We start from the raw sequence: 20,223 nt of genomic DNA, 5'->3' as shown, positions 1-20,223 counted from the left end.
CTTTCGGACCGGTCACGCGCCCCGGCCCGCCCCCTGGCGCAGGGTGCGGACGGCCGCCGCCAGTTCCCCGGCGCCCGCGACCCCCGCGAAGCTCATGCGCACGTACGGACCCGGCGGTTCCGCGCAGAAGTACGGGCGGCCCGGGGTCACCGCCACCCCCGCCCGCAGCGCCCCGGCGACGAAGGCCGCCTCGTCGGCCCCGTCGGGCAGCCGCAGCCACAACTGGTACCCGCCGCACGGCAGGTGCGGCAGGGTCAGCTCGGGCAGCTCCCGGCGCAGCGCCCCGGCGAGCACGTCCCGCCGGTGGCGCAGCTCGGCGCCGACGGCGCGCAGGTGGCGCGGCCAGGCGGGCGCCCCGACCAGCTCCAGCGCGGCCTCCTGGAACGGCCGCGGCACGAAGAAGCTGTCCACGACCTGGATGGCGCGCAGCCGCTCCAGGACCGGTCCGCGCGCGGCGAGCGCGCCCACCCGCAGGCTGGGCGAGGTCACCTTGGTCAGCGACCGCACGTGCACCACCACCCCGTCGGGGTCCTCGGCGGCCAGGGTCGCGGGCAGCGGCCCGGCGTCCTCGTGGGCCAGGGCCCGCGCGTAGTCGTCCTCGACGACGAAGGCCCCGGCGGCCCGCGCGATCCGCCGCACCTCGGCCCGCCGCGCGTCGGCCAGCACCGAACCGGTCGGGTTCTGGAAGAGCGGCTGGCATACGAACACCCGCGCGCCGGTGGCTTCGAACGCCGCGGCGAGGTGGTCCGTCCGCACCCCCTCGGCGTCGCAGGGCACCGGCACCGGCCGGCAGCCGGCGGCGCGGGCGATGGCCAGCAGGCCGGGGTAGGTCGGGGACTCGACCAGGATCGGCGCCCCGGGCGGGGCCAGCGCCCGCAGGGCGGTGGTCAGCGCGCTCTGGCCGCCCGCGGTGATCAGCACGTCGGCGGCGGTGAGCGGGCCGCCGATCTCCCGCGCGAACCAGTCGCGCAGTTCCGTCAGCCCCTCCACGGGCGGCCTGGACCAGGCCCCGGGCCGCCGTCCGGCCCGGGCCAGCGCGGCCGCCAGGGCCCGTTCGGGCTGGAGGGAGGAGTGCAGGTAGCCGCCGTTCAGCTCGGCGACGCCGGGCGGCGGGGTGGCGAGGGAGACCAGCACTCCGGAGGCGTCCACCGAGCGGGGCACGATCTCGTCGCTGCCCTCCCCCGCGCTGAGGGCGACCTCCTGCCAGGAGGTGTCCACGGCGGCCGGAGCGCTCTCGCGCGGCGCGCTGCGGAACGCCCCGGCGCCGGGGCGGGTCACGACGAGCCCTTCGGCGGCGAGCTGGGCCAGTGCCCGCGACACCGTCACCGGGCTGACCCGGAACCGCTCCACCAGGGCGCGACTCGACGGCAGCTTTCCACCCACACAGTAGCGGTCCAGCTCCGAGCGGAGGCATTCCACCAGTTCAGTCGCACTGCTACGCTCATACATGAGAGCACAGAATAGCGCTACCCGGCCGAACGCGATAGCGGTTGGCCCGCAGACCCGCCCCGCCGCCGAGCGTGCGCCGGGCAGCCGACGGACCGGCGTTGCGTCCGGCCGGGGCGGCGGCACCGCTCTCGCCGCCCTCGGCGTCGTCGCCTTCTCCCTCACCTTCCCCGCCACCGTGTGGGGCATGGAGAGCTTCGGCCCCTGGTCGTTCGTGGCCCTGCGCAGCGTCCTCGCCGCCCTGATCGCCGCCGCCTTCCTGCTCGCCCTGCGGGTCCGCCCGCCGGCCCGCGCGCACTGGGCCGGTCTCGTCGTGGTCGCCGCCGGGGTGGTCGTCGGCTTCCCGATGCTGACCACGCTGGCCCTGCGCACCTCGACCACCGCGCATTCCGCCGTGGTGGTCGGCCTGCTGCCGCTGACCACCGCCGCGCTCGCCGCGCTGCGCACCGGCGTCCGCCCTTCGCGCGCCTTCTGGGCCGCCGCCGTCGCCGGGGCCGCCGTGGTGCTCGGCTTCACCCTCGCGCAGAGCGGCGGGGCCGTCTCGGCGGGCGATGCCTACCTCTTCGCCTCCCTGCTGGTGTGCGCCGCTGGTTACACCGAGGGGGCCCGTCTCGCCAAGGCGATGCCCGGCTGGCAGGTCATCGGCTGGGCGCTGGTGCTGTGCCTGCCGCTGACGGTGGCCGGCTCGGCGCTCGGGCTGGCGTGGGAGCCCGTACACCTCACCGCGCACGGGATCGCGGGCCTGCTGTGGGCGGCGGCGGGTTCCAGCTTCCTCGGGCTGTACGTCTGGTACCGCGGGATGGCCGAGATCGGGCCCGCCCGCGCCAGTCAGCTCCAGCTCGCCCAGCCGCTGCTGACGCTGGTGTGGGCGGTGGCCCTGCTGGGCGAGCGGCTCACCCCGGCCGCGCCGGTGGCGGCGGCCGCGGTGCTCGTCTGCATTGCCCTGACGCAACGGGTCAAATAGGCCCGGAACGCCGTAAACTGGCGTCACCGACCGGACCGGCCCGAGGAGGTCAGCATGCACGCGACCGAGGGTGACCAGCTGGTGCAGCACGGCAGGATCGTCGGCCAGAACGACAAGGTCGGCGAGATCCTCCAGGTCCTGGGGGACAACGGGACCCCGCCCTACCGGGTCCGCTTCCAGGACGGCCACGAGGCGCTGATGGCCCCCGGGCCCGACTGCGTCGTACGGCACCCCGCCGAGTAGTCAGCGCGGCGGCACCCGCGTCGGATAGTGATCGGCCACCACCCGTGCCATCGCCCCGTTCGGGTCCGCGACCACCTGCTTCGCGGAGAAGTAGACGTGGCCGCGGACCTCCGGGTAGCGGACGGCGACGCCCAGGTGCCGGGACAGCTCCGCTGGGTCCCGCCAGGCCTCCGTGTCGCTGTCGGGGTCGCAGCGGTAGAGCGCCTCGCCGATCAGGAGGTCCACGCCGGTGCCCCGGACGGTCCCCGACCACCAGTCCACGAGCGTCTCGTAGTCGCACTGCGGGTGCCCGATCGGCCAGTAGAGCTGCGGCGCGATGTAGTCGAGCCAGCCCTCGCGCACCCACCGGCGGGTGTCGGCGTACAGGTCGTCGTACGTGCTCACGCCCGCCCGCGTCGGCGAGCCGAGCGGGTCGTCCGCCTGGTTGCGCCAAACCGCGAAGGGGCTGACCCCGAACCGGACCCCCGGGCGGGCCGCGGCGATGCCGGCGGCCATCTCCCGTACCAGCGTGTCGATGTTGTCGCGCCGCCACTCCGCGCGCGAACCGAAGCCGGAGCCGTGCTCCGCGAAGGCGTCGTCGTCGTCGAAGGACCGGCCGGCCACGGGGTAGGGGTAGAAGTAGTCGTCCCAGTGCACCGCGTCCAGCGGGTAGCGGGTCACCGCGTCGAGCATCGCCCGCTGCACGAAGGCGCGGACCTCGGGCAGCCCGGGGTTGTAGTAGAGCTTCCCGCCGTACGGGACCACCCACTCCGGGTGGAGCCGCGCGGGGTGCTCGGGCACCAGCAGGGCCGGGTTCTCGTGGTTGGCCACCCGGTAGGGGTTGAACCAGGCGTGCAGCTCCAGCCCCCGCTCGTGCGCCCGGGCCACGGCCGTGCCCAGCGGGTCCCAGCCCGGGTCCTCGCCCTGCCGCCCGGTCAGCCACTGCGACCAGGGTTCCAGCGCCGAGGGCCACATCGCGTCGGCGGTCGGCCGGACCTGGAGCACCACCGCGTTCAGCCGCCGCTCGACCGCGGTGTCGAGCAGGGCGACCAGCTCCGCCTCCTGCTCCCGCGCGTCCAGCCCCGCCGCCGAGGGCCAGTCGATGTTCTCCACGGAGGCCACCCACATCCCGCGGAAGGCGGGCGCGGTCCCGGACGCGCCCGCCCGCCGCTCGCCACCGGGCCGCGTCCGCGGACCCGCGCTCGCCCCCGCGGGAGTGACCGCCGCCGTCGCCGCCAGCACCCCCAGGCCCGCCGCCAGCAATGCCCTCCGGCCGATGTGCGCCATGTGTCCGCTCCGTTCCGCACAGTGATATTGATCTCGGTGCGCCCAGCATGCCCGCCCCGGGCCGTCATCAGGCCGGAGGTCGGGAGTAACGTCGGGGGGCGTGGCGGGCGCCGGAATGCAGTGACCACTGTCAACGACGGGGGACCCGCGATGGATGAGCAGCGAAAGGCACGATGTGACGGACCTCCCTACCCTCCCGACCGACATCGCACGGGTCGGCGTAGTGGGCTGTGGCCAGATGGGCGCGGGCATCGCCGAGGTGTGCGCCCGCAGCGGTCTTGAGGTGAAGGTCGCCGAGACCACCGGCGAGGCCCTGGAGATCGGCCGTACCCGGCTGCACAACTCCCTGACGAAGGCCGCCGAACGCGGCAAGATCACGGAGGAGGAGCGGGACGCCACCCTGGCCCGCCTCAGCTTCACCACGGACCTCGGCGAGTTCGCCGACCGTGACCTGGTCATCGAGGCCGTCGTCGAGAACGAGCAGGTCAAGACCGAGATCTTCCAGGTGCTCGACCAGGTGGTGACCCGCCCGGACGCGATCCTCGCCTCGAACACCTCCTCCATTCCGCTGGTGAAGCTGGCCGTCGCCACCTCCCGGCCGGACCAGGTCATCGGCATCCACTTCTTCAACCCGGCCCCGGTGCAGCAGCTCGTCGAGCTGATCCCGGCGCTGACCACGGGTGACGAGACGGTCAAGCGGGCCGAGGCCCTGGTCCGGGACGTGCTCGGCAAGCACGCGATCCGCGCCCAGGACCGCTCGGGCTTCGTGGTCAACGCGCTGCTGATCCCGTACCTGCTGTCCGCGATCCGGATGTTCGAGTCGGGCATCGCGAGCCGCGAGGACATCGACAACGGCATGGAGCTGGGCTGCGCCCACCCGATGGGCCCGCTGAAGCTGGCCGACCTCATCGGCCTGGACACCGTGGCCTCGGTGGCCGACTCGATGTACTACGAGTTCAAGGAGCCGCTGTACGCCGCTCCCCCGCTGCTCCAGCGCATGGTGGACGCGGGCCGCCTGGGCCGCAAGACGGGCTCGGGCTTCTACCCGTACGGCTGACCCTGCCGGTCAGCCTGGGTTCAGCCCAGCCGCAGGTGGTGCAGCAGCAGGAGCCCGGCCGCCATGTTGGCGGCCGGGACCTCGCCGCGCGCGATCATGTCGGGCACCCGCGTGAGCGGTACCCACGCGCGGTGCGAGGACTCGAAGTCGTCCTCGGGATGGCCGGTGTACGTCGCCCCCTCCGCCCAGTAGAGGTGGTGGCGGGCGTCGGTCAGGCCGTTGGAGGGCTCCACCGTCATCAGGTGGTGGAGGGGGCCCGGACGCCAGCCCGACTCCTCCTCCATCTCCCGGGCCGCCGCGTCGGCGATGTCCTCGCCGTCCTCGACCACCCCGGCGGGCAGTTCCCAGCCCCAGCTGTCGGTGATGAAGCGGTGGCGCCACAGCAGCAGCACCTCGTCGGCCTCGTTGACCGCCGTGGCGACGGCGACCGGGCGCAGCCGGATCACGAAGTGGTCCAGGTGCCGGCCGTCGGGGAGTTCGACGTCCGCGAGGTTCACATCGAACCAGCGGTTCTTGTACACGGTTTGCTCACTCAGGTTCATCCACTGCACGGTTGTGCCACCTTTCGTTCGAGTAGGTGGCAACATGGCAGCAGTTCGGCGCGTCACAGCGGAACGCGCAGCGCCCCGTCGATGAGGTGCGCGGTCTCCTCGGCCCCCGAACATCCGCTGGTCAGCAGCTGTTCACGGACCGAGCGCAGCCGGTCGCGCAGACGCAGCGACTCCATCCCCTGGGCGCGTTCGGCCATTTCGGCCGCGGCGGCCACCGCCCGGTCCGCCTCCCCCTGGCGCAGCTGGATCTCGCACAGCATCGCCAGCCGGTGCACCCGGCCCCGGTCGTGCGCCGGGGTCCCGACGGCGGCCGTCGCCTGCTCGTGCGCGGCGTCCAGTTCGCCGAGACCGAGCAGCGCCTCGGCCACCTGCACGTTGACCAGGCCGGGTTGCACGTATCCGGTCTCGGCCGGTTCGCTGCCGGGCCGGATCCGCTCGGCCGCCGCCTCGGCGTGCCGGATGCCGGTCAGGGCCGCGGCGCCGTCGCCGAGTTGGGCGTAGGCCTTGGCCTGCATGGCGTACAGGTCGGCCGCCAGCGCCGGGGTGGTGTGCCGCCCCGCGGCCCGCAGCGCCGCCTCCGCGAACGCGACGGCCTGGCGGAACTCCCGCAGGTGCAGGGACTGGTTGACGAGCAGCGCGATCACATAGGCACCGAGGCCCCGGTCCCCGCTGGCCTTCGCGAGCCGCAGTGCCTGGTGGAAGTAGCGCTGGGCGAGCCCGTGGGCGTCCGAGTCGTACGCGCAGATCCCGGCCACCGCCACCAGCGACCCCGTGGCGCGGTAGAGGCCGCGGCCGAGCGCGTCGGGGTAGCTCCCGCGCAGCAGGGGCGCGGTCTCGCTGCCCAGGAAGCGGACGATCCGGTCCCGGGTGGCCACGCCGCCCGCCCGCCGGTACATCAGCTCGTAGTGCGCGCGGGCGGCCCGCAGCATCTCGATGTGCTCCGGGCCGACGGGGTCCGGACCCGTGCGGGAGACATCGGCGTCCTCGGGCGGGTTCTCCCACTCCCAGACCGGAATGACGGCCGGGGTGCCGCACACCGCCCCGGCGGTCAGCAGGTGCGGGCGGGCCTGGCCGTCCGCGCGCCACAGGGCGGTGGCCCGGTCGACGAACCCGCCCAGCGGGGACCCGGCCCCGGCGTCGGGACCGGTGAGGGCGGTGGGCGAGCCGGGCAGGCCGAGCCCGATGTCGTCGAGCGAGAGGGGCCGCCGCAGCCGGCTGCCGAGCACCTCGCAGAGCAGGTCGGGCACTTGGCCGCGGGGGCGCTGGCCCTTGAGCCAGCGGGCGACGGCGGTGTGTTCGTACCGCAGGGCCAGGCCGCGGCTGCGGCCGGCCTGGTTGACGTGTGCGGCGAATCCGGCGTGGGACATGCCCGCCTCGGCGAGGAGGGCATCGAGCAGTGCGTTGGGCTGCATGGGCCGCTCCAAGGGCTCGTCGCTGTCAGGTTAATGGGTGCTCGCTTCACACGGGGTGTGAACCGGATGCGCGCATAAATGCGCCGCGCACCCTGCCGCGAGGGGGCCCGGGAGCGGTTCACTGAAGAGCCTCGCCAAGAGGTAGCCCGGGTCGTCGGCTCCCCCTCGAACAGTGCGACGACCCGTACTAGCGCCGCCCGTTCTGCTGTCTGCCCGACACTCCATGGCAGACGGGCGGCGCGACCCCACCACCGCCGCCGCCCCGGCTCAGGCCCGGCCGAACCGGTCGTTGCGGAGCACGAGCAGGGCGACGTCGTCCACGAGCCGCCCGCCGGTGTGCCGGAGCAGGGACGCGTGCACGCCCGCGACCAGCCGCGCGGGCGTGAGCGCGGCGGCGGCGGCCGCCTCGGTGACGGCGCCGGCGAGCGGGAAGAACCGGCCCGCCCGGTCACGCGCGTCGGCGACCCCGTCGGTGTGCAGGAACAGCGCCTCCCCCGGAGCGAGCCGCCCACACCCCCGCGCGACCAGCCCCCGGGGCAACGGCACCACCCCGAGCGGCGGCAACGTCTCACCCCCGAGCACCTCCAACCCCACCCGCGGCACACACGCCAGCCCCGCGACCCCCGAGGCGAAACCCAGCCCCGCCGGCGTTCGAGACGCGACCCCCGAGCCGAAACCCAGCCCCGCCGGCGTTTGAGGCGCGACCCCCGAGCCGAATTCCAGCCCCGCCGGCGTTTGAGGCGCGGGGTCCGGGGCGGAGCCCCGGGAAACGGCGCCGCACCGCTCGGCCACCGGCACCGGCACTGGCACGGCCACCGGCAGCCACCGCAGCACGTACGGCCACGGATGCCCGGCGTTCAGCGCCAGCAGACTGCCGTCCGGCGCGATCTGCAGGACCAGCACCGTGACGAACTCCTCCGGCTCCCCCCGCACGTACCGCGCCAGCCCCCGCTCCATCCGCCGCAGCACCCCGCCCAGCGTCGCCTCGTCGTAGGCCGCCTCCCGGAAGGAGCCGAGGACCGCCGCGGCCACCCCGAGCGCTCCCGGCCCGTGCCCCCGCGCGTCGCCGATGACCACCCGCACCCCGAACGGCGTCGGCAGCGCCTCGTAGAGGTCCCCGCCCACCGACAGCTGGGCCGCGGCCAGCGCCAGCCCCTCCATCCGGGCCGGGAGCGGCCGCAGCACGGCCCGTTGCACCGCGCCCGTGGTCTCCTGGCTGCGCCGCAGCTCCGCGAGCAGCCGCTTGCGGATGTGCAGCGCGCACCCGGTGGCCAGCAGCAGGAAGGCCGCGCAGGTGGCCAGGCTCGGCCCGAGCGGCCCGGGGGAGGACAGCTCCCAGGACACCGCGGCGCCGCCCCAGGCAAGGACGCACGCCCGGCGCACGTGGGGCTTGTCCCCGTGCGTGATCATCCGTTGGGCCTCCCCTCGGCCGCAACGATTGTGTCCACCCACCGGGGCGCGGGACACGGGTCGCCGGGGTTCTCACCCGAATGAGTGAGGGGCGCCACGGGTGACCCCGGGCGCCCCTCACAGACCTGCTACCTGGTGCTACGCGCCGCGCAGCACCGCTCCCGTGCGCTCGGCGGCCAGCGCCACCGCCGCGTCGCGGGCGGCCGTGGACTCCTCGGCCGTCAGCGTGCGGTCCGCCGCGCGGAAGCGCAGCGCGTAGGCGAGGGACTTCTTCCCCTCGCCGACCTGCTCGCCGGTGAAGACGTCGAACAGCCGCAGCGATTCGAGGAGTTCACCGGCGCCCGTGCGCAGCGCGCTCTCGACCTCGGCGGCCGGGACGGCGCCGTCGACGATCAGCGCCACGTCCTGGGTCGCCACCGGGAAGGTGGAGATCCGGGGCGCCTGGAGGGCCTCGGTCCCGGCCGCCGCGAGGCGGTCGAGGTCGATCTCCATCGCGCTGGTACGGGCGGGCAGACCCAGCGCCTTGACGACGCGCGGGTGCAGCTCACCGGCGTGGCCGACGACCTGCTCCGCCCCGTCGAGGGTGACGACGAGCTCGGCGCAGCGGCCCGGGTGCCAGGGACCGTAGCGGCCCTGGCGCACGACCAGCTCGGCACCGGCCTCGTCGGCCAGCGAGCGGGCGGCCTGGACGGCGTCCGCCCAGTCGGCCGGGCGGCCCTTGCCCCACCAGCCGGCCTGCTCGCGGGCCCCGGCCAGCACGACCGCGGCGTACCGCGGCTGCTCGGGCAGGGCCGCGTTCAGGGTCGCGATCTCCTCGGCCGTCGGACGGCGGTCGACGGGCAGCCGCACCGCGACGCCGGCCTGCGGACCGGCCCGGAAGACCGAGCCCGTCTCGAAGAGCGCGAGGTCGTGGCTGCCGCGGCTGTCGTTGCGGCGCAGCGCGTTCAGCAGCCCCGGCAGCAGCGTGCTGCGCAGGGCGGGCTCCTCGTCGGAGATCGGGTTGACGAGGGTGACCACCCGGCGGGCCGCGTCGTCTGCGGGCAGCTGGAGCTGGTCGAAGACCTGGGCCCCGAGGAACGGGTAGTTCAGCGCCTCGACGTACCCGGCGCCGGCCAGGGTGCGGCCGAACCGGCGGTGCAGCCGCTGCCGGGCGGTGAGTCCGCGGCCGGACGGGGGCTGCGGCAGCGTGGAGGGCAGGTTCGCGTAGCCCTCCAGCCGGATGACCTCTTCGGCGAGGTCGTTGGGCTCGGCGAGGTCGGGGCGCCACGAGGGCACGGTGACGACGAGCTCGTCCTGGCCGTAGACGTCGCAGCCCACCTCCTGGAGGCGGCGCACGACGGTCTCGCGGCCGTAGTCCACGCCCGCGACCCGGTCCGGGTGGTCCGCGCGCATCGCGATGCTCCGCGGCGCCGAGGGGGCGGACAGCTCGGTCACGCCCGCTTCGGCGGTACCGCCCGCGAGCAGCACGAGCAGGTCGACGGTGCGCTGCGCGGCGGCGGCCGCGGCCTGCGGGTCGACCCCGCGCTCGAAGCGCTTGGACGCCTCGGAGGCGAGCTTGTGGCGGCGGGCGGTGCGCGAGATCGACAGCGCGTCGAAGTGCGCCGCCTCGATGACCACGTCGGTGGTGCCCGTGACCCGGAGGGTCTCGGGGTCCGTGACGGAGTCGGCGATCTCGGTGTTGGCGCCGCCCATGACACCGGCGAGCCCGATGGGCCCGCTGTTGTCGGTGATCACCAGGTCCTCGGCGTCCAGCGTGCGCTTGACGCCGTCGAGGGTGGTGAACGTCTCGCCCTGCTCCGCGCGGCGGACGCCGATCGGACCGTCCACGCGGGAGCGGTCGTAGGCGTGCAGCGGCTGGCCGAGTTCGAGCATCACGTAGTTGGTGACGTCGACCGCGAGCGAGATCGGCCGCATGCCGGCCTTCTGCAGGCGGCGGGTGAGCCAGATCGGCGAGCGGGCCTCGGGGTCGAGGCCGACGACCGTGCGGGCGGTGAAGCGGTCGCAGCCCTGCGGGTCGGCGATCTGCACCGGGTAGCCGTAGGAGTTGGGGCCGGGGACGTCGAGCAGCGCCGGGTCGCGCAGCGGCAGCCCGTAGGCCGTCGCCGTCTCCCGGGCCACGCCGCGCATCGAGAGGCAGTAGCCGCGGTCCGGGGTGACGGCGATGTCGAGGACCTCGTCGACCAGCTCCAGGAGCTTGATCGCGTCGGTGCCGACCTCGTGCTCCGGCGGCAGCACGATGATGCCGTGCGTGCCGTCGTCGCCCATGCCCAGCTCGTCGCCGGAGCAGATCATGCCGTGGGAGGTGCGGCCGTACGTCTTGCGCGAGGCGATCGCGAAGTCGCCGGGGAGCACCGCGCCGGGGAGCACCACGACGACCTTGTCGCCGACGGCGAAGTTCCGCGCGCCGCAGACGATCTCCTGGGGCTCGCCGGTGCCGTTGGCCTGGCCGACGTCGACCGTGCAGAAGCGGATCGGCTTGCGGAAGCCCTCCAGCTCCTCGATCGTCAGCACCTTGCCGACGACCAGGGGGCCCTGGAGGCCGGCGCCGAGCTGCTCGACGCGCTCGACTTCGAGTCCGGCGTCGACGAGCCGCGCCTGTACGTCGCGACCGGTCTCGCCCGCGGGCAGGTCGACGTACTCCCGCAGCCAAGAAAGCGGGACCCGCATCAGATCTCCATCCCGAACGGCCGGGTGAAACGAACGTCACCCTCGACCATGTCTCGCATGTCTTCGACGTTGTGGCGGAACATCAGCATCCGTTCGATGCCGAACCCGAAGGCGAATCCGCTGTACTTCTCGGGGTCGACCCCGCAGGCGACGAGCACCTTCGGGTTGACCATGCCGCAGCCGCCCAGCTCGATCCAGCCCTCGCTGGAGCAGGTGCGGCAGGGGCGGTCGGGGTTGCCCACCGATGCGCCGCGGCACACGTAGCACTGCATGTCCATCTCGGCGGACGGCTCGGTGAACGGGAAGTAGTTCGGGCGCAGCCGGGTGGTCATGTCCGGCCCGAAGAGCGCCTGGACCATGTGGTCCAGGGTGCCCTTGAGGTCGGCCATGGTCAGGCCCTCGTCCACGGCGAGCAGCTCGACCTGGTGGAAGACCGGGGTGTGCGTCGCGTCCAGCTCGTCGGTGCGGAAGACCCGGCCGGGGCAGACGACGTAGACGGGCGGGGTGCGCTCCAGCAGCGTGCGCGCCTGCACCGGGGAGGTGTGGGTGCGCAGGACGACACCGGACTCGTCGTCGACGGTGCCCTCGGGCCCCTGGACGAAGAAGGTGTCCTGCATCTGGCGCGCGGGGTGGTCGGGGGTGAAGTTGAGGGCGTCGAAGTTGAACCACTCCGCCTCCACCTCGGGGCCCTCGGCCACCTCGTAGCCCATGGCGACGAAGATGTCCGCGATGCGGTCCATCAGCGTGGTCAGGGGGTGGCGGGCGCCGGCCGGGACGCGGTCGTAGGGCAGCGTGACGTCCACGGCCTCCTCGACCAGGACGCGCTCGTCGCGCTCCGCCTCCAGCTCGACCGTGCGCGCGCCGAAGGCCTTGTTCACGGCGCCGCGGGCCTGGCCGACGCGCTTGCCGGCCTCTGCCTTCGCCTGCGGTGGCAGGGCGCCGATCTCGCGGTTGGCGAGCGCCAGGGGCGAGCGGTCGCCCATGTGCGCGGTCTTCGCCTCCCGCAGCGCGTCGAGGTCGCCGGCGGACGCGAAGGCGGCGAGCGCCTCGTCCCGCATGCGCTCGATCTCATCCGGTTTCAGTGCCTCGACCTCAACAGGGTCGTACGACTTGTTCGGTGCCGACATCTCTTCCCGTACTTCCGATGGCTGGCTGGTGGTCCCCCGCGCGACGCGCAGGACGCGCTCGGCACTAGGACACGAAGGTGCCAAAGGACGAGTCTAAAGGTCGCCGGGGGTGGAGGGAGCCCGTGGGCCGTCCGGTGAGACGCTCCGCAGGGTCACTGCGTGAGGTACGCCGGCGCGGCGACGGGCAGGGTGAACCGGAACTCGGCGCCGCCGCCGGGGCCGCGCCCGACCGTGATGGTGCCGCCGTGGGCTTCGACGATGCCCTTGACGATGTACAGGCCCAGACCGGTGCCGCCGCGCTTGCTGCCCCGCCAGAAGCGGGTGAAGACGCGGCGCATGGAGTCCTCGGGGATGCCGGGGCCTTCGTCGGTCACGGTGACGGCCGTACCCATCTCGTTGTCGTTCTTGGTCGCGGTGGCACCGGCAGGGGCGGGTGCCACCTCGATGGTGACCGTTCCCTCACCGTGGCGCACCGCATTTTCCAGAAGATTGCCGAGGATCTGATCGATCTTGTCCGGGTCGGCCCACAGCGCGGGCAGCGGGCTGGCGACCCGCACGACGAACCGGTCCGGGGCCTGGCCGTTCGCGGTGAGCGCCTGGACGTGCCGCGCCACGGCGGTGGCGATGTCCACCGGCTGGCGGCGCACCTCCAGCCGGCCGGAGTCGATCCGGGAGATGTCGAGCAGCTCGGCGATCAGCCGGGTGACCCGGTTGGCGTCGGCGTCGACGGTCTCCAGCATCAGCCGCTTCTGGTCGTCGGTGAACCGCTCCCACTTCGCCAGCAGGGTCGCGGTGAAGCCCTTGACGGAGGTGAGCGGGGAGCGCAGCTCGTGCGCGACGGTGGCGATCAGCTCGGCATGGCTGCGTTCGGTGCGGCGCCGGGCCTCGGTGCCGCGCAGGCACACCACGAGGCGGCTGAGCGGGCCGGTGGGGTGCGTACGGACGTAACGCGCCGAGACGAGGACCTCGCGGCCCCCCGGCAGCAGCAGGTTGCGCTCGGGCTGGCCGCGCCGGGTGGCGAGGCCGCCGTACGGATCGGTCAGCGCCCACCAGCGGCGGCCTTCGAGGTCCTCCAGCGGCAGCGCCTGCTCGATCCGGTCCCCGAGGGCCTTGCGGGGGTCGACGGCGGTGATCCGGGCGGCGGCCCGGTTGAAGCAGACGACCCGGCCCGCGTGGTCCGCGACGACGAGCCCGTCGGGCAGGTCGTCGGGGTCCATTGCGAAGCCCGCGCCGAGCAGGTCGCCCGGCCCGGCACTGTCCGTACCGACGCTCATGTCCCCGTACCCCACATCTCCGGTCGGCACAGTGGGCGCCCCCGGGCCGCCACATTACTAGCTGGGGGTCACGGAGCGGCACCCTCCGGACGCCCGCTGTGCACGCGCGGAGGCGTAGAGGCACACGGCGGCGGCCGTGGCGAGGTTCAGGCTCTCGGCCTTGCCGTGGATCGGCACGCGCACGACGGCGTCCGCCAGGGCCCGGGTCTCCTCCGGCAGTCCCCAGGCCTCGTTGCCGAACACCCACGCCGAGGGGCCGCCCATGGTGCCGGCGTCCAGCTCGGCGTCGAGGTCGTCCTCCCCCGCGCCGTCGGCGGCCAGGATCCGCACGCCCGCGGCGCGCAGTCCCGCCACGGCCTGCTCGACGGGGACGCCCACGGCGACCGGCAGGTGGAAGAGGGAGCCGACGGAGGCCCGTACGGACTTGGGGTTGTACAGGTCCACGGAGGCGTCGGTCAGGATCACCGCGTCCGCTCCGGCGGCGTCGGCGCAGCGCAGCACGGTGCCCGCGTTCCCGGGGTCGCGGACGTGCGCGAGGACGGCGACCAGCCGGGGGCCGGCCGCCAGAACCGACTCGAAGGAGGTGTCGAGGAAGTGGCAGACGCCGACCAGGCCCTGCGGGGTGACCGTCTGGGAGACCTCGGCAAGGACCTCGTCGGAGGCGTAGTGCACGCGCGCCCCGGCGGCCTCGGCCGCCTCGACGATGTCGGCGTAGCGCTCGGCGGCCTCGACGGTCGCGAACAGCTCGATCAGGGTCGCACCCGCCTCGCCGCGGTGCTCGGCGGCCTCGCGGACGGCCTGCGGGCCCTCGGCGATGAACCGTCGCTCCTTGGTGCGGAAGTTCCGGCGCGCGAGCCGTCGGGCGGCGGCCACCCGGGGGGATCGCGGGGAGATCAGCTCGGCGGGGACGGGGGTGCCCATGGCGGTCGGCTCGCTTCCGTACGTACTGCGGGTCGCAACAGGGGGTCGGACAGGACGACCGGGTGGGCCGGTCGGCCGGTCAAACGCACCGGACCCGCAGGCACGAGGCCTGCGGGTCCGGGCTGTGGCCGGTGAGGGCCGGTGAGCCGGTGGGCTCGGAAGGACGGACTGCTTAGGCAGCGGCCTTCGGGGCGTTGACGTCGGCCGGAAGCGCCTTCTGGGCGACCTCGACCAGCGCGGCGAACGCGTTGGCGTCGTTGACGGCCAGCTCGGCGAGGATCTTGCGGTCCACCTCGATGTTGGCGGCGTTCAGACCCTGGATGAGGCGGTTGTACGTCATGCCGTTCTGGCGGGCCGCAGCGTTGATGCGCTGGATCCACAGCCGACGGAAGTCGCCCTTGCGCTTCTTGCGGTCGTTGAAGTTGTAGACCAGGGAGTGGGTGACCTGCTCCTTGGCCTTGCGGTACAGGCGCGAGCGCTGACCGCGGTAACCCTTGGCGGCCTCGAGGATCGCCCGACGCTTCTTGTGCGCGTTTACTGCCCGCTTGACGCGTGCCACTGTGTACTCCTTGTAGCGGGGCCGTGGATGTCTTCACACGGCCCGAATTCGATGGGGTCCCGGTCCTGACGTCCCGCTCCCGCAGACGGGGAGCGGAGGGACGTCACTTGCCGAGAAGCTTCTTGATCTTCGCGGCGTCGCCGGGGGCCATCTCCGCGGTGCCGGTCAGGCGGCGGGTGACACGGGACGACTTGTGCTCGAGCAGGTGGCGCTTGCCGGCGCGCTCACGGAGCACCTTGCCGGAGCCGGTGATCTTGAAGCGCTTCTTGGAACCGCTGTGCGTCTTGTTCTTCGGCATAGCGCCGTTATCTCCTCGTCGGTGGCGCTCCCACCGGTCCGGAGAACCAGGCTGGCGGGAGCGTCAATTGTGTCGGTTGAATCCGGAGCGGAATGCTCCGGACTCAGGCCTCGGCAGGGGCCTCGGTGGAGGCGGCCTCGGCCGGAGCGTCCTCCGCGGCGGGGGCCTCGTCGGCGACGGCCTCGTCGACTCCGGCCTCGTCCGCGAGGAACTCGTCCTCGGAACCCTCGTCCGTGGCGGAAACACCCTGGCGCTCGGCCTTGCGGGCGGCCTGCGCCTCACGGGCCTCGGCCATCGCCTCGGTCTTCTTCTTGTGCGGACCGAGAACCATGATCATGTTTCGGCCGTCCTGCTTCGGGTTCGACTCGATGAACCCAAGGTCCTCGACGTCCGAAGCCAGACGCTGCAGCAGTCGGTAGCCCAGTTCCGGGCGGGACTGCTCACGACCACGGAACATGATCGTGATCTTGACCTTGTCGCCCTGCTTGAGGAACCGGACGACGTGACCCTTCTTGGTGTCATAGTCGTGCGGGTCGATCTTCGGCCGGAGCTTCATCTCCTTGATGACCGTGTGCGCCTGGTTCTTGCGCGCCTCACGGGCCTTCATGGCCGACTCGTACTTGAACTTGCCGTAGTCCATGAGCTTGCAGACCGGCGGCCTGGCGGACGCCGCTACCTCGACCAGGTCGAGGTCGTACTCCTGCGCAAGCTCGAGCGCCTTCGCGAGCGGCACGATGCCGACCTGCTCGCCGCTCGGACCGACAAGTCGTACCTCGGGAACGCGAATCCGGTCGTTGATGCGGGGCTCGGTGCTGATGGATCCTCCTCGGTTGCACCACCACACGGCCGCCTGGCAGACAGCCGCGTTACGTCTCTGACGTGAGACCAACCGATCCGGAACACAAAAAATGCCCCGGGACGGGACACAGGCGGGGCTCCATGGGAATACCGGAGCACCACCGCATCACAACATCGCGGGGCGCAGCATCAGGCGGCCTTCCATCGTCCGTACGGAACGATGGATACTGCCTTGACCGGTGACCTGCCGTCCCGGAGGACGACTAGGTGGGAGAACGGAGCCTCCACTTGTGGGCCGGACGCATGCGCATCCAGCCGGTCTGGTGACCCCAATATAGCAAGGGGTCTTCCCGGACGCTAACCAGGCCGCGAACCGGCCGGCCCCGGGGGGCCGGAAGGGCGGTCCGGGGAGACGGGCGGGGCCCGGTCCGCACCCCCCGCGGCCCCGGCTTATCGTGAGGACATGACTGACGCGACGCCCCCCGAGACCACCGCAGCCGACCAGGCTCCCGACTACGACGCCATGACCCGCGACATCGCGGACGTGCCCGCGGTCGAGGTGATCACCACGGTGGCCGTGCACCTGCTGAGCGCCGCCGCGGTCAACCTGGGCCTGGACAAGCCGGACTCCGAGCACAAGGACCTCGACGAGGCCCGCAAGCTGATCACCGCCCTGGCCGGGCTGGTCACGGCCAGCGCCACCGAGATCAGCTCCTTCCACGCGGCCCCGCTGCGCGACGGCCTGAAGTCGCTCCAGCTGGCCTTCCGCGAGGCCTCGCTGGTCCCGGACGAGCCGGGCCAGGGGCCGGGCGAGAAGTTCACGGGTCCGGTCTTCGGCTGATCCGGCCGCTCGACCCGCCCGCCGACGGTCCCGGCCGGTCCCCGCACACCGCGGGGACCGGCCGGGACCTTCTGCTGCGGCCGCCGTATCGCCGGTCCGTAGCGGTGGCCCCTCTCAGCCGCGGACGAAGAGGGGCGCTCCGGGAGCGGGCGCGTCCGCGGGCAGCAGGGCCAGGTCCAGCCCGCGCACCAGCCGGGCGCGCAGGGTCTCGTCGGCCGCCAGCGCCTCGGCGAGGGCCCGGGCGCTGCGCCCCGGGTCCGCGCCGTCGGCGAGCACCACGGCCAGGGTGCCGTCGGCGTCGGCACCGGCGGGCCCGAGGTAGGACCGCAGGACGTCCCCGGTCGCGGCCACGACCGCCCGTACGGCCCCGGTGACGGCCGGGTCGGCGAGCGGGTCCGCCTCCGTGCGGCCCTCGGCCGCGGCGAGCAGGGCCGGACCGGTCAGCTGGTAGGGCACCGGACCCGCCAGGTCCAGCACGAGCGTGTCGGCCTTCTCGTGGGCGAGCGCCGCCAGCGCCTGGTGCAGCGGGACGGCCACGGGCCGGGCCGCCGGGTCCCACAGGGCCAGCGAGGCGGTGGAGGTGAAGGCGGGCAGCGCCCGCCGGTTCCCCGCCTTGAGCGTGGGGACGGCCATGTCGCTGGACTTCTCGCGCTTCAGGCCCGTCTGCGGGTCGGTCTCGCTCTCGCCGAGCACGGCCACGACCGGGACGAGCAGCCGGGCTCCCGCCAGCGCCGCGAGGACCCTCGGCTCCTGGGTTCTGTCTTCGGCCCACGCGGCGAGGGCCGCGCTCAGCCGGGGATCGGCGGAGCCGTCGTCGTCGGAGAAACCGGGGTCTGGGATGTTCTTCTGGGCCACAGTTACCCGACCCTATATCGCGGTACGGGACGCGTCCGCCGGGCGGCGCCGCCGCAGCAGTACGCCCGCCAGCGCGAGCAGGGCCGCCCCGGCGCCCGCCGCGACCGGGGCCGCGTACCGGGTGCGGCGCGCGGGGGGACGTACCGGCTCGGGCCCGGGACCGAAGTAGCGGCCCGCGGCCGGGACCGGGGCCGGGAGGACGGGGTCCGCCTTCAGCCCGTCGGCGGCCTGGAGGGCGGCGACCGGGTCGGCCAGGCCGTGCCCGCGCGCGTCGTCGCGGCCGCCGCGCGGGGCGTCGGAGGCGGTGTCCGCCAGCAGCCGCTTGATCTGCGCCGGGGAGAGTTCCGGGTGGGCGGAGCGGACGAGCGCCACGACGCCGGAGACGGAGGCCGCGGCCGCGCTGGTGCCCCAGCCCTCGTAGTAGCCGCGGTCCGGGTCGGCGATGACGATGTCGACGCCGGGGGCGCTGACGGTGGCGTACCAGTTGCGGGTGGAGAAGGGGGCCTTGGCGCCCTTGCGGTCCACGGCGGTGACGGCGATCACGCCGGGATAGGCGGCCGGGTAGGAGACGTGGTCGCCCTGCTCGCCGCCGTTGCCCGCCGAGGCGACCACGACCACGTCCTTGGCCAGGGCGTACTGCACGGCCTCGTCTTCGGCGGCCTCGTGGTGGGCCGACTGGCTGTCGTCGCCCAGGGACAGGTTGATGACGTCGGCCCCGTGGTCGGCGGCCCAGCGGATGCCCTCGGCGAGGGCGCCGCCCTTGCTCTCACGGGCTTTGGCCCGGCCCGGGTCGCCCTCTTCCAGGATCACCCGGACCGGCAGGATCCGCGCCTGCGGCGCGACGCCGAGGACGCCCTGGCGGCGGTCGGTGCCGTGGCCGTGCCCGGCGATCACCCCGGCCATGGCGGTGCCGTGGCGGGCCCAGGCCCGGTCGCCGCGGGAGGCGCCCATACCGATCAGGTCGGCGCCGTCCAGGACCTGACCGTCCAGGTCGGGGTGGGTGGAGTCGACCCCGGTGTCCAGGACCGCGACGGTGACCCCGGCGCCCTGGGTGGTGCCCCACGCCTCTTCCGCGCGCAGCGCGGTCAGGTTCCACTGACGGTCGCGGATGGCGTCCGCGGCGGCGGGCGGGGCGGCCAGGGCGGCGCAGGCGAGGGCGAGGACGGCGCAGAGCGCGGCGGGGCGGGGCCCGGTCCCGGGCGGGCGGATCATCGGGAGGGCTCCGGCTTCGCCGTGGGGTGCGGGGAGGTGTGCGGCGAGGCGGGCAGGGGCGGGGCGGCGAGGGCGCGCAGGGCGCGCTCGATCCGGTCGGCCACGCCCTTGGCCTCGTAGCCGAGGCCGGCCCGCCCGACGGCGCTGGTGTCGTCCTTCTTCACCGCTTCCTCGGCCGGGTGCGGCGCGGGCACCGAGCGGCCGTCCGCGAAGGCGGAGACGGTGTAGACGAGTACGGGCGCCTCGGGCAGGACGGACACCGTCCAGGCGCCGCGCCGGTCGTCGGCGAACCCGTAGCCGGGCGGCGCTGGCAGCCGGCCGCGCAGCGCGGCCATCGCGGGCGCGTCGGCGGGGGTGAACACCATCCCGACGGAGACGAGGGCGCTGCGGGTGGCGTCGGTGTAGGTGGCGCGCAGGACGCGGGTGCACCCGGTGGGCGCGAGCAGCGCCCGCCAGTCGGCGGGCAGTGCGACGCCGCACCCCGCGTCGGGGGCGAGGGCGACCCGGGTCCAGGTCCGGTCGGACCCGCCGGGTCCGGCGCCGCGGCCGTCGAGGGTCGGCGGGAAGAGGGTGTCGACGGGGGTCTCCCGCCAGAGCGACGCCGCGGTGCGGTAGGCGGCGGCGGAGGTCACGGGCCGCTGCCGCTCCCGGTGTTCGGCCCACGCCCCGGCGGCGGCCCCCGCGATCAGCACGGCCCCGGCCGCGGCCGCCAGCCCGGCCAGGACCCGCCTCGCCCGCCCGTGCGGTCGGGGGTCGGCCGGGTGCGCGGGATCCTGCGGCTCCCCGGACCCCTCAGGTACCGCGTGCGGGGCGGTGTGTCGGTCAGACATGGTCATCCGGCGGCTCCGCCCCCGTTCCCTACCGTGCCGTCCCTGCGGTTGCCTGCCCGTACTCTACGACCCCCCGCCCCGCCCCCACCCCCGCAGCCCCGGCGGGCACCACCACCTCCGGCCCCGCCGGGCACACCCAGCCCCACCGGGGCTGCACGCGCCGCCATATCCAGCCCCGCCGGGCCATATCCAGCCCACCGGCACTACAGGCGCCGCCATTTCCAGCCCCGCCGGCGTTTGAGGCACCCCCGGAAGGCCCACACGGCGGCAGCCAGGCACGCGCCGATCCACCCCGGGGCCCACCGGGCACATCCAGCCCCGCTGGCGTTTGAGGCGCCCCCGGAAGGCCCACACGCCGGCAGCCAGGCACGCGCCGATCCACCCCGGGGCCCACCAGGCACATCCAGCCCCGCCGGCGTTTGAGGCGCCCCCGGAAGGCCCACACGCCGGCAGCCAGGCACGCGCCGATCCACCCCGGGGCCCACCAGGCAC

Annotated in this window: 19 protein-coding genes; 4 read left to right on the top strand and 15 right to left on the bottom strand. The window is 74.2% G+C overall.

Going from position 1 to position 20,223, the window contains the following annotated elements:
- Positions 1-12 precede the first annotated feature (12 nt).
- Positions 13-1,449: an aminotransferase-like domain-containing protein gene (locus tag AC0693_RS17975; RefSeq protein WP_469320713.1), complete on the bottom strand. Its 1,437-nt coding sequence runs from the start codon at positions 1,447-1,449 to the stop codon at positions 13-15.
- Here AC0693_RS17975 and AC0693_RS17970 point away from each other — a divergent pair.
- Both AC0693_RS17970 and AC0693_RS17965 read left to right on the top strand, forming a co-directional pair.
- Complete coding sequence (locus AC0693_RS17970) at positions 1,448-2,410, top strand: DMT family transporter (protein ID WP_469332332.1); 963 nt, start codon at positions 1,448-1,450, stop codon at positions 2,408-2,410. The genes AC0693_RS17975 and AC0693_RS17970 overlap by 2 nt on opposite strands.
- A gap of 54 nt (positions 2,411-2,464) precedes the next feature.
- Complete coding sequence (locus AC0693_RS17965) at positions 2,465-2,653, top strand: DUF1918 domain-containing protein (RefSeq protein ID WP_356411934.1); 189 nt, start codon at positions 2,465-2,467, stop codon at positions 2,651-2,653.
- Here AC0693_RS17965 and AC0693_RS17960 read toward each other — a convergent pair whose 3' ends face one another.
- The gene (locus AC0693_RS17960; RefSeq protein ID WP_478802325.1) at positions 2,654-3,919 is read right to left on the bottom strand and encodes a glycoside hydrolase family 10-like protein; all 1,266 of its coding nucleotides are present in this window, start codon (positions 3,917-3,919) and stop codon (positions 2,654-2,656) included.
- 154 nt (positions 3,920-4,073) lie between these two features.
- Between AC0693_RS17960 and AC0693_RS17955 the strand changes: the two genes are divergently transcribed.
- Positions 4,074-4,976, top strand: a complete 903-nt coding sequence (locus AC0693_RS17955) for a 3-hydroxybutyryl-CoA dehydrogenase (protein ID WP_356411928.1) — start codon at positions 4,074-4,076, stop codon at positions 4,974-4,976.
- Positions 4,977-4,996: 20 nt separating this feature from the next.
- On the opposite strand, the gene AC0693_RS17950 is transcribed toward AC0693_RS17955, so the two are convergent.
- The 10 genes from AC0693_RS17950 to infC all read right to left on the bottom strand — a co-directional run bounded on the left by AC0693_RS17950 (position 4,997) and on the right by infC (position 16,039).
- A complete protein-coding gene (locus AC0693_RS17950; protein ID WP_468468696.1) occupies positions 4,997-5,518 on the bottom strand; it encodes an NUDIX hydrolase in 522 nt (173 codons plus the stop codon).
- Between the two features lie 62 nt (positions 5,519-5,580).
- Entirely contained in the window at positions 5,581-6,939 is a 1,359-nt protein-coding gene (locus tag AC0693_RS17945) for an NsdA family TPR-like regulatory protein (RefSeq protein ID WP_469320710.1), read from the bottom strand.
- Positions 6,940-7,206: 267 nt separating this feature from the next.
- Entirely contained in the window at positions 7,207-8,349 is a 1,143-nt protein-coding gene (locus AC0693_RS17940) for a PP2C family protein-serine/threonine phosphatase (protein ID WP_478802324.1), read from the bottom strand.
- A 138-nt stretch (positions 8,350-8,487) separates the two neighbouring features.
- Positions 8,488-11,016, bottom strand: a complete 2,529-nt coding sequence (gene pheT / locus AC0693_RS17935; protein ID WP_478802323.1) for a phenylalanine--tRNA ligase subunit beta — start codon at positions 11,014-11,016, stop codon at positions 8,488-8,490.
- Complete coding sequence (gene pheS, locus AC0693_RS17930) at positions 11,016-12,143, bottom strand: phenylalanine--tRNA ligase subunit alpha (RefSeq protein WP_356411915.1); 1,128 nt, start codon at positions 12,141-12,143, stop codon at positions 11,016-11,018. The genes pheT and pheS overlap by 1 nt, the downstream gene beginning before the upstream one ends.
- 152 nt (positions 12,144-12,295) lie before the next feature.
- Positions 12,296-13,417 (bottom strand): sensor histidine kinase, encoded by a 1,122-nt coding sequence (locus tag AC0693_RS17925; protein ID WP_478802322.1) that lies wholly within the window; start codon positions 13,415-13,417, stop codon positions 12,296-12,298.
- A 57-nt stretch (positions 13,418-13,474) separates the two neighbouring features.
- On the bottom strand, positions 13,475-14,338 hold the full coding sequence (locus AC0693_RS17920) for a TrmH family RNA methyltransferase (protein WP_356411910.1): 864 nt from the start codon (positions 14,336-14,338) through the stop codon (positions 13,475-13,477).
- Between the two features lie 172 nt (positions 14,339-14,510).
- Positions 14,511-14,897, bottom strand: a complete 387-nt coding sequence (gene rplT, locus AC0693_RS17915) for a 50S ribosomal protein L20 (RefSeq protein WP_330329547.1) — start codon at positions 14,895-14,897, stop codon at positions 14,511-14,513.
- Between the two features lie 103 nt (positions 14,898-15,000).
- Entirely contained in the window at positions 15,001-15,195 is a 195-nt protein-coding gene (rpmI, locus tag AC0693_RS17910; RefSeq protein WP_030387121.1) for a 50S ribosomal protein L35, read from the bottom strand.
- 103 nt (positions 15,196-15,298) lie between these two features.
- Positions 15,299-16,039, bottom strand: coding sequence for a translation initiation factor IF-3 (gene infC / locus AC0693_RS17905; protein ID WP_356411907.1), 741 nt, complete (start codon positions 16,037-16,039; stop codon positions 15,299-15,301).
- Between the two features lie 417 nt (positions 16,040-16,456).
- On the opposite strand from infC, the gene AC0693_RS17900 reads away from it, so the two are divergent.
- A complete protein-coding gene (locus AC0693_RS17900; RefSeq protein ID WP_356411904.1) occupies positions 16,457-16,834 on the top strand; it encodes a DUF1844 domain-containing protein in 378 nt (125 codons plus the stop codon).
- Positions 16,835-16,948: 114 nt separating this feature from the next.
- On the opposite strand, the gene AC0693_RS17895 is transcribed toward AC0693_RS17900, so the two are convergent.
- Genes AC0693_RS17895 through AC0693_RS17885 form a run of 3 tightly spaced genes read right to left on the bottom strand, consistent with a single transcriptional unit; the run spans position 16,949 to position 19,737 of the window.
- Positions 16,949-17,689, bottom strand: a complete 741-nt coding sequence (locus tag AC0693_RS17895; protein WP_478741997.1) for an SseB family protein — start codon at positions 17,687-17,689, stop codon at positions 16,949-16,951.
- 12 nt (positions 17,690-17,701) lie between these two features.
- Entirely contained in the window at positions 17,702-18,901 is a 1,200-nt protein-coding gene (gene mycP, locus AC0693_RS17890) for a type VII secretion-associated serine protease mycosin (RefSeq protein ID WP_469332341.1), read from the bottom strand.
- Complete coding sequence (locus AC0693_RS17885; RefSeq protein WP_478802321.1) at positions 18,898-19,737, bottom strand: hypothetical protein; 840 nt, start codon at positions 19,735-19,737, stop codon at positions 18,898-18,900. The genes mycP and AC0693_RS17885 overlap by 4 nt, the downstream gene beginning before the upstream one ends.
- Positions 19,738-20,223: the final 486 nt, after the last annotated feature.

It is taken from the genome of Streptomyces sp. NPDC043876, assembly GCF_056435825.1.
The sequence above is the reverse complement of the archived record's forward strand: the minus strand, read 5'-3'. Positions and strand labels throughout refer to the sequence as shown.

Bases quoted from the DNA above. Each gene is read 5' to 3' on its own strand.
- rpmI (WP_030387121.1), bottom strand. From the start codon at position 15,195: ATGCCGAAGAACAAGACGCACAGCGGTTCCAAGAAGCGCTTCAAGATC.
- pheT (WP_478802323.1), bottom strand. From the start codon at position 11,016: ATGCGGGTCCCGCTTTCTTGGCTGCGGGAGTACGTCGACCTGCCCGCG.
- pheS (WP_356411915.1), bottom strand. From the start codon at position 12,143: ATGTCGGCACCGAACAAGTCGTACGACCCTGTTGAGGTCGAGGCACTG.
- AC0693_RS17975 (WP_469320713.1), bottom strand. From the start codon at position 1,449: ATGTATGAGCGTAGCAGTGCGACTGAACTGGTGGAATGCCTCCGCTCG.
- AC0693_RS17960 (WP_478802325.1), bottom strand. From the start codon at position 3,919: ATGGCGCACATCGGCCGGAGGGCATTGCTGGCGGCGGGCCTGGGGGTG.
- AC0693_RS17970 (WP_469332332.1), top strand. From the start codon at position 1,448: ATGAGAGCACAGAATAGCGCTACCCGGCCGAACGCGATAGCGGTTGGC.
- AC0693_RS17900 (WP_356411904.1), top strand. From the start codon at position 16,457: ATGACTGACGCGACGCCCCCCGAGACCACCGCAGCCGACCAGGCTCCC.
- AC0693_RS17955 (WP_356411928.1), top strand. From the start codon at position 4,074: ATGAGCAGCGAAAGGCACGATGTGACGGACCTCCCTACCCTCCCGACC.
- AC0693_RS17925 (WP_478802322.1), bottom strand. From the start codon at position 13,417: ATGAGCGTCGGTACGGACAGTGCCGGGCCGGGCGACCTGCTCGGCGCG.
- AC0693_RS17885 (WP_478802321.1), bottom strand. From the start codon at position 19,737: ATGACCATGTCTGACCGACACACCGCCCCGCACGCGGTACCTGAGGGG.
- AC0693_RS17920 (WP_356411910.1), bottom strand. From the start codon at position 14,338: ATGGGCACCCCCGTCCCCGCCGAGCTGATCTCCCCGCGATCCCCCCGG.
- mycP (WP_469332341.1), bottom strand. From the start codon at position 18,901: ATGATCCGCCCGCCCGGGACCGGGCCCCGCCCCGCCGCGCTCTGCGCC.
- AC0693_RS17945 (WP_469320710.1), bottom strand. From the start codon at position 6,939: ATGCAGCCCAACGCACTGCTCGATGCCCTCCTCGCCGAGGCGGGCATG.
- AC0693_RS17965 (WP_356411934.1), top strand. From the start codon at position 2,465: ATGCACGCGACCGAGGGTGACCAGCTGGTGCAGCACGGCAGGATCGTC.
- AC0693_RS17950 (WP_468468696.1), bottom strand. From the start codon at position 5,518: ATGAACCTGAGTGAGCAAACCGTGTACAAGAACCGCTGGTTCGATGTG.
- AC0693_RS17940 (WP_478802324.1), bottom strand. From the start codon at position 8,349: ATGATCACGCACGGGGACAAGCCCCACGTGCGCCGGGCGTGCGTCCTT.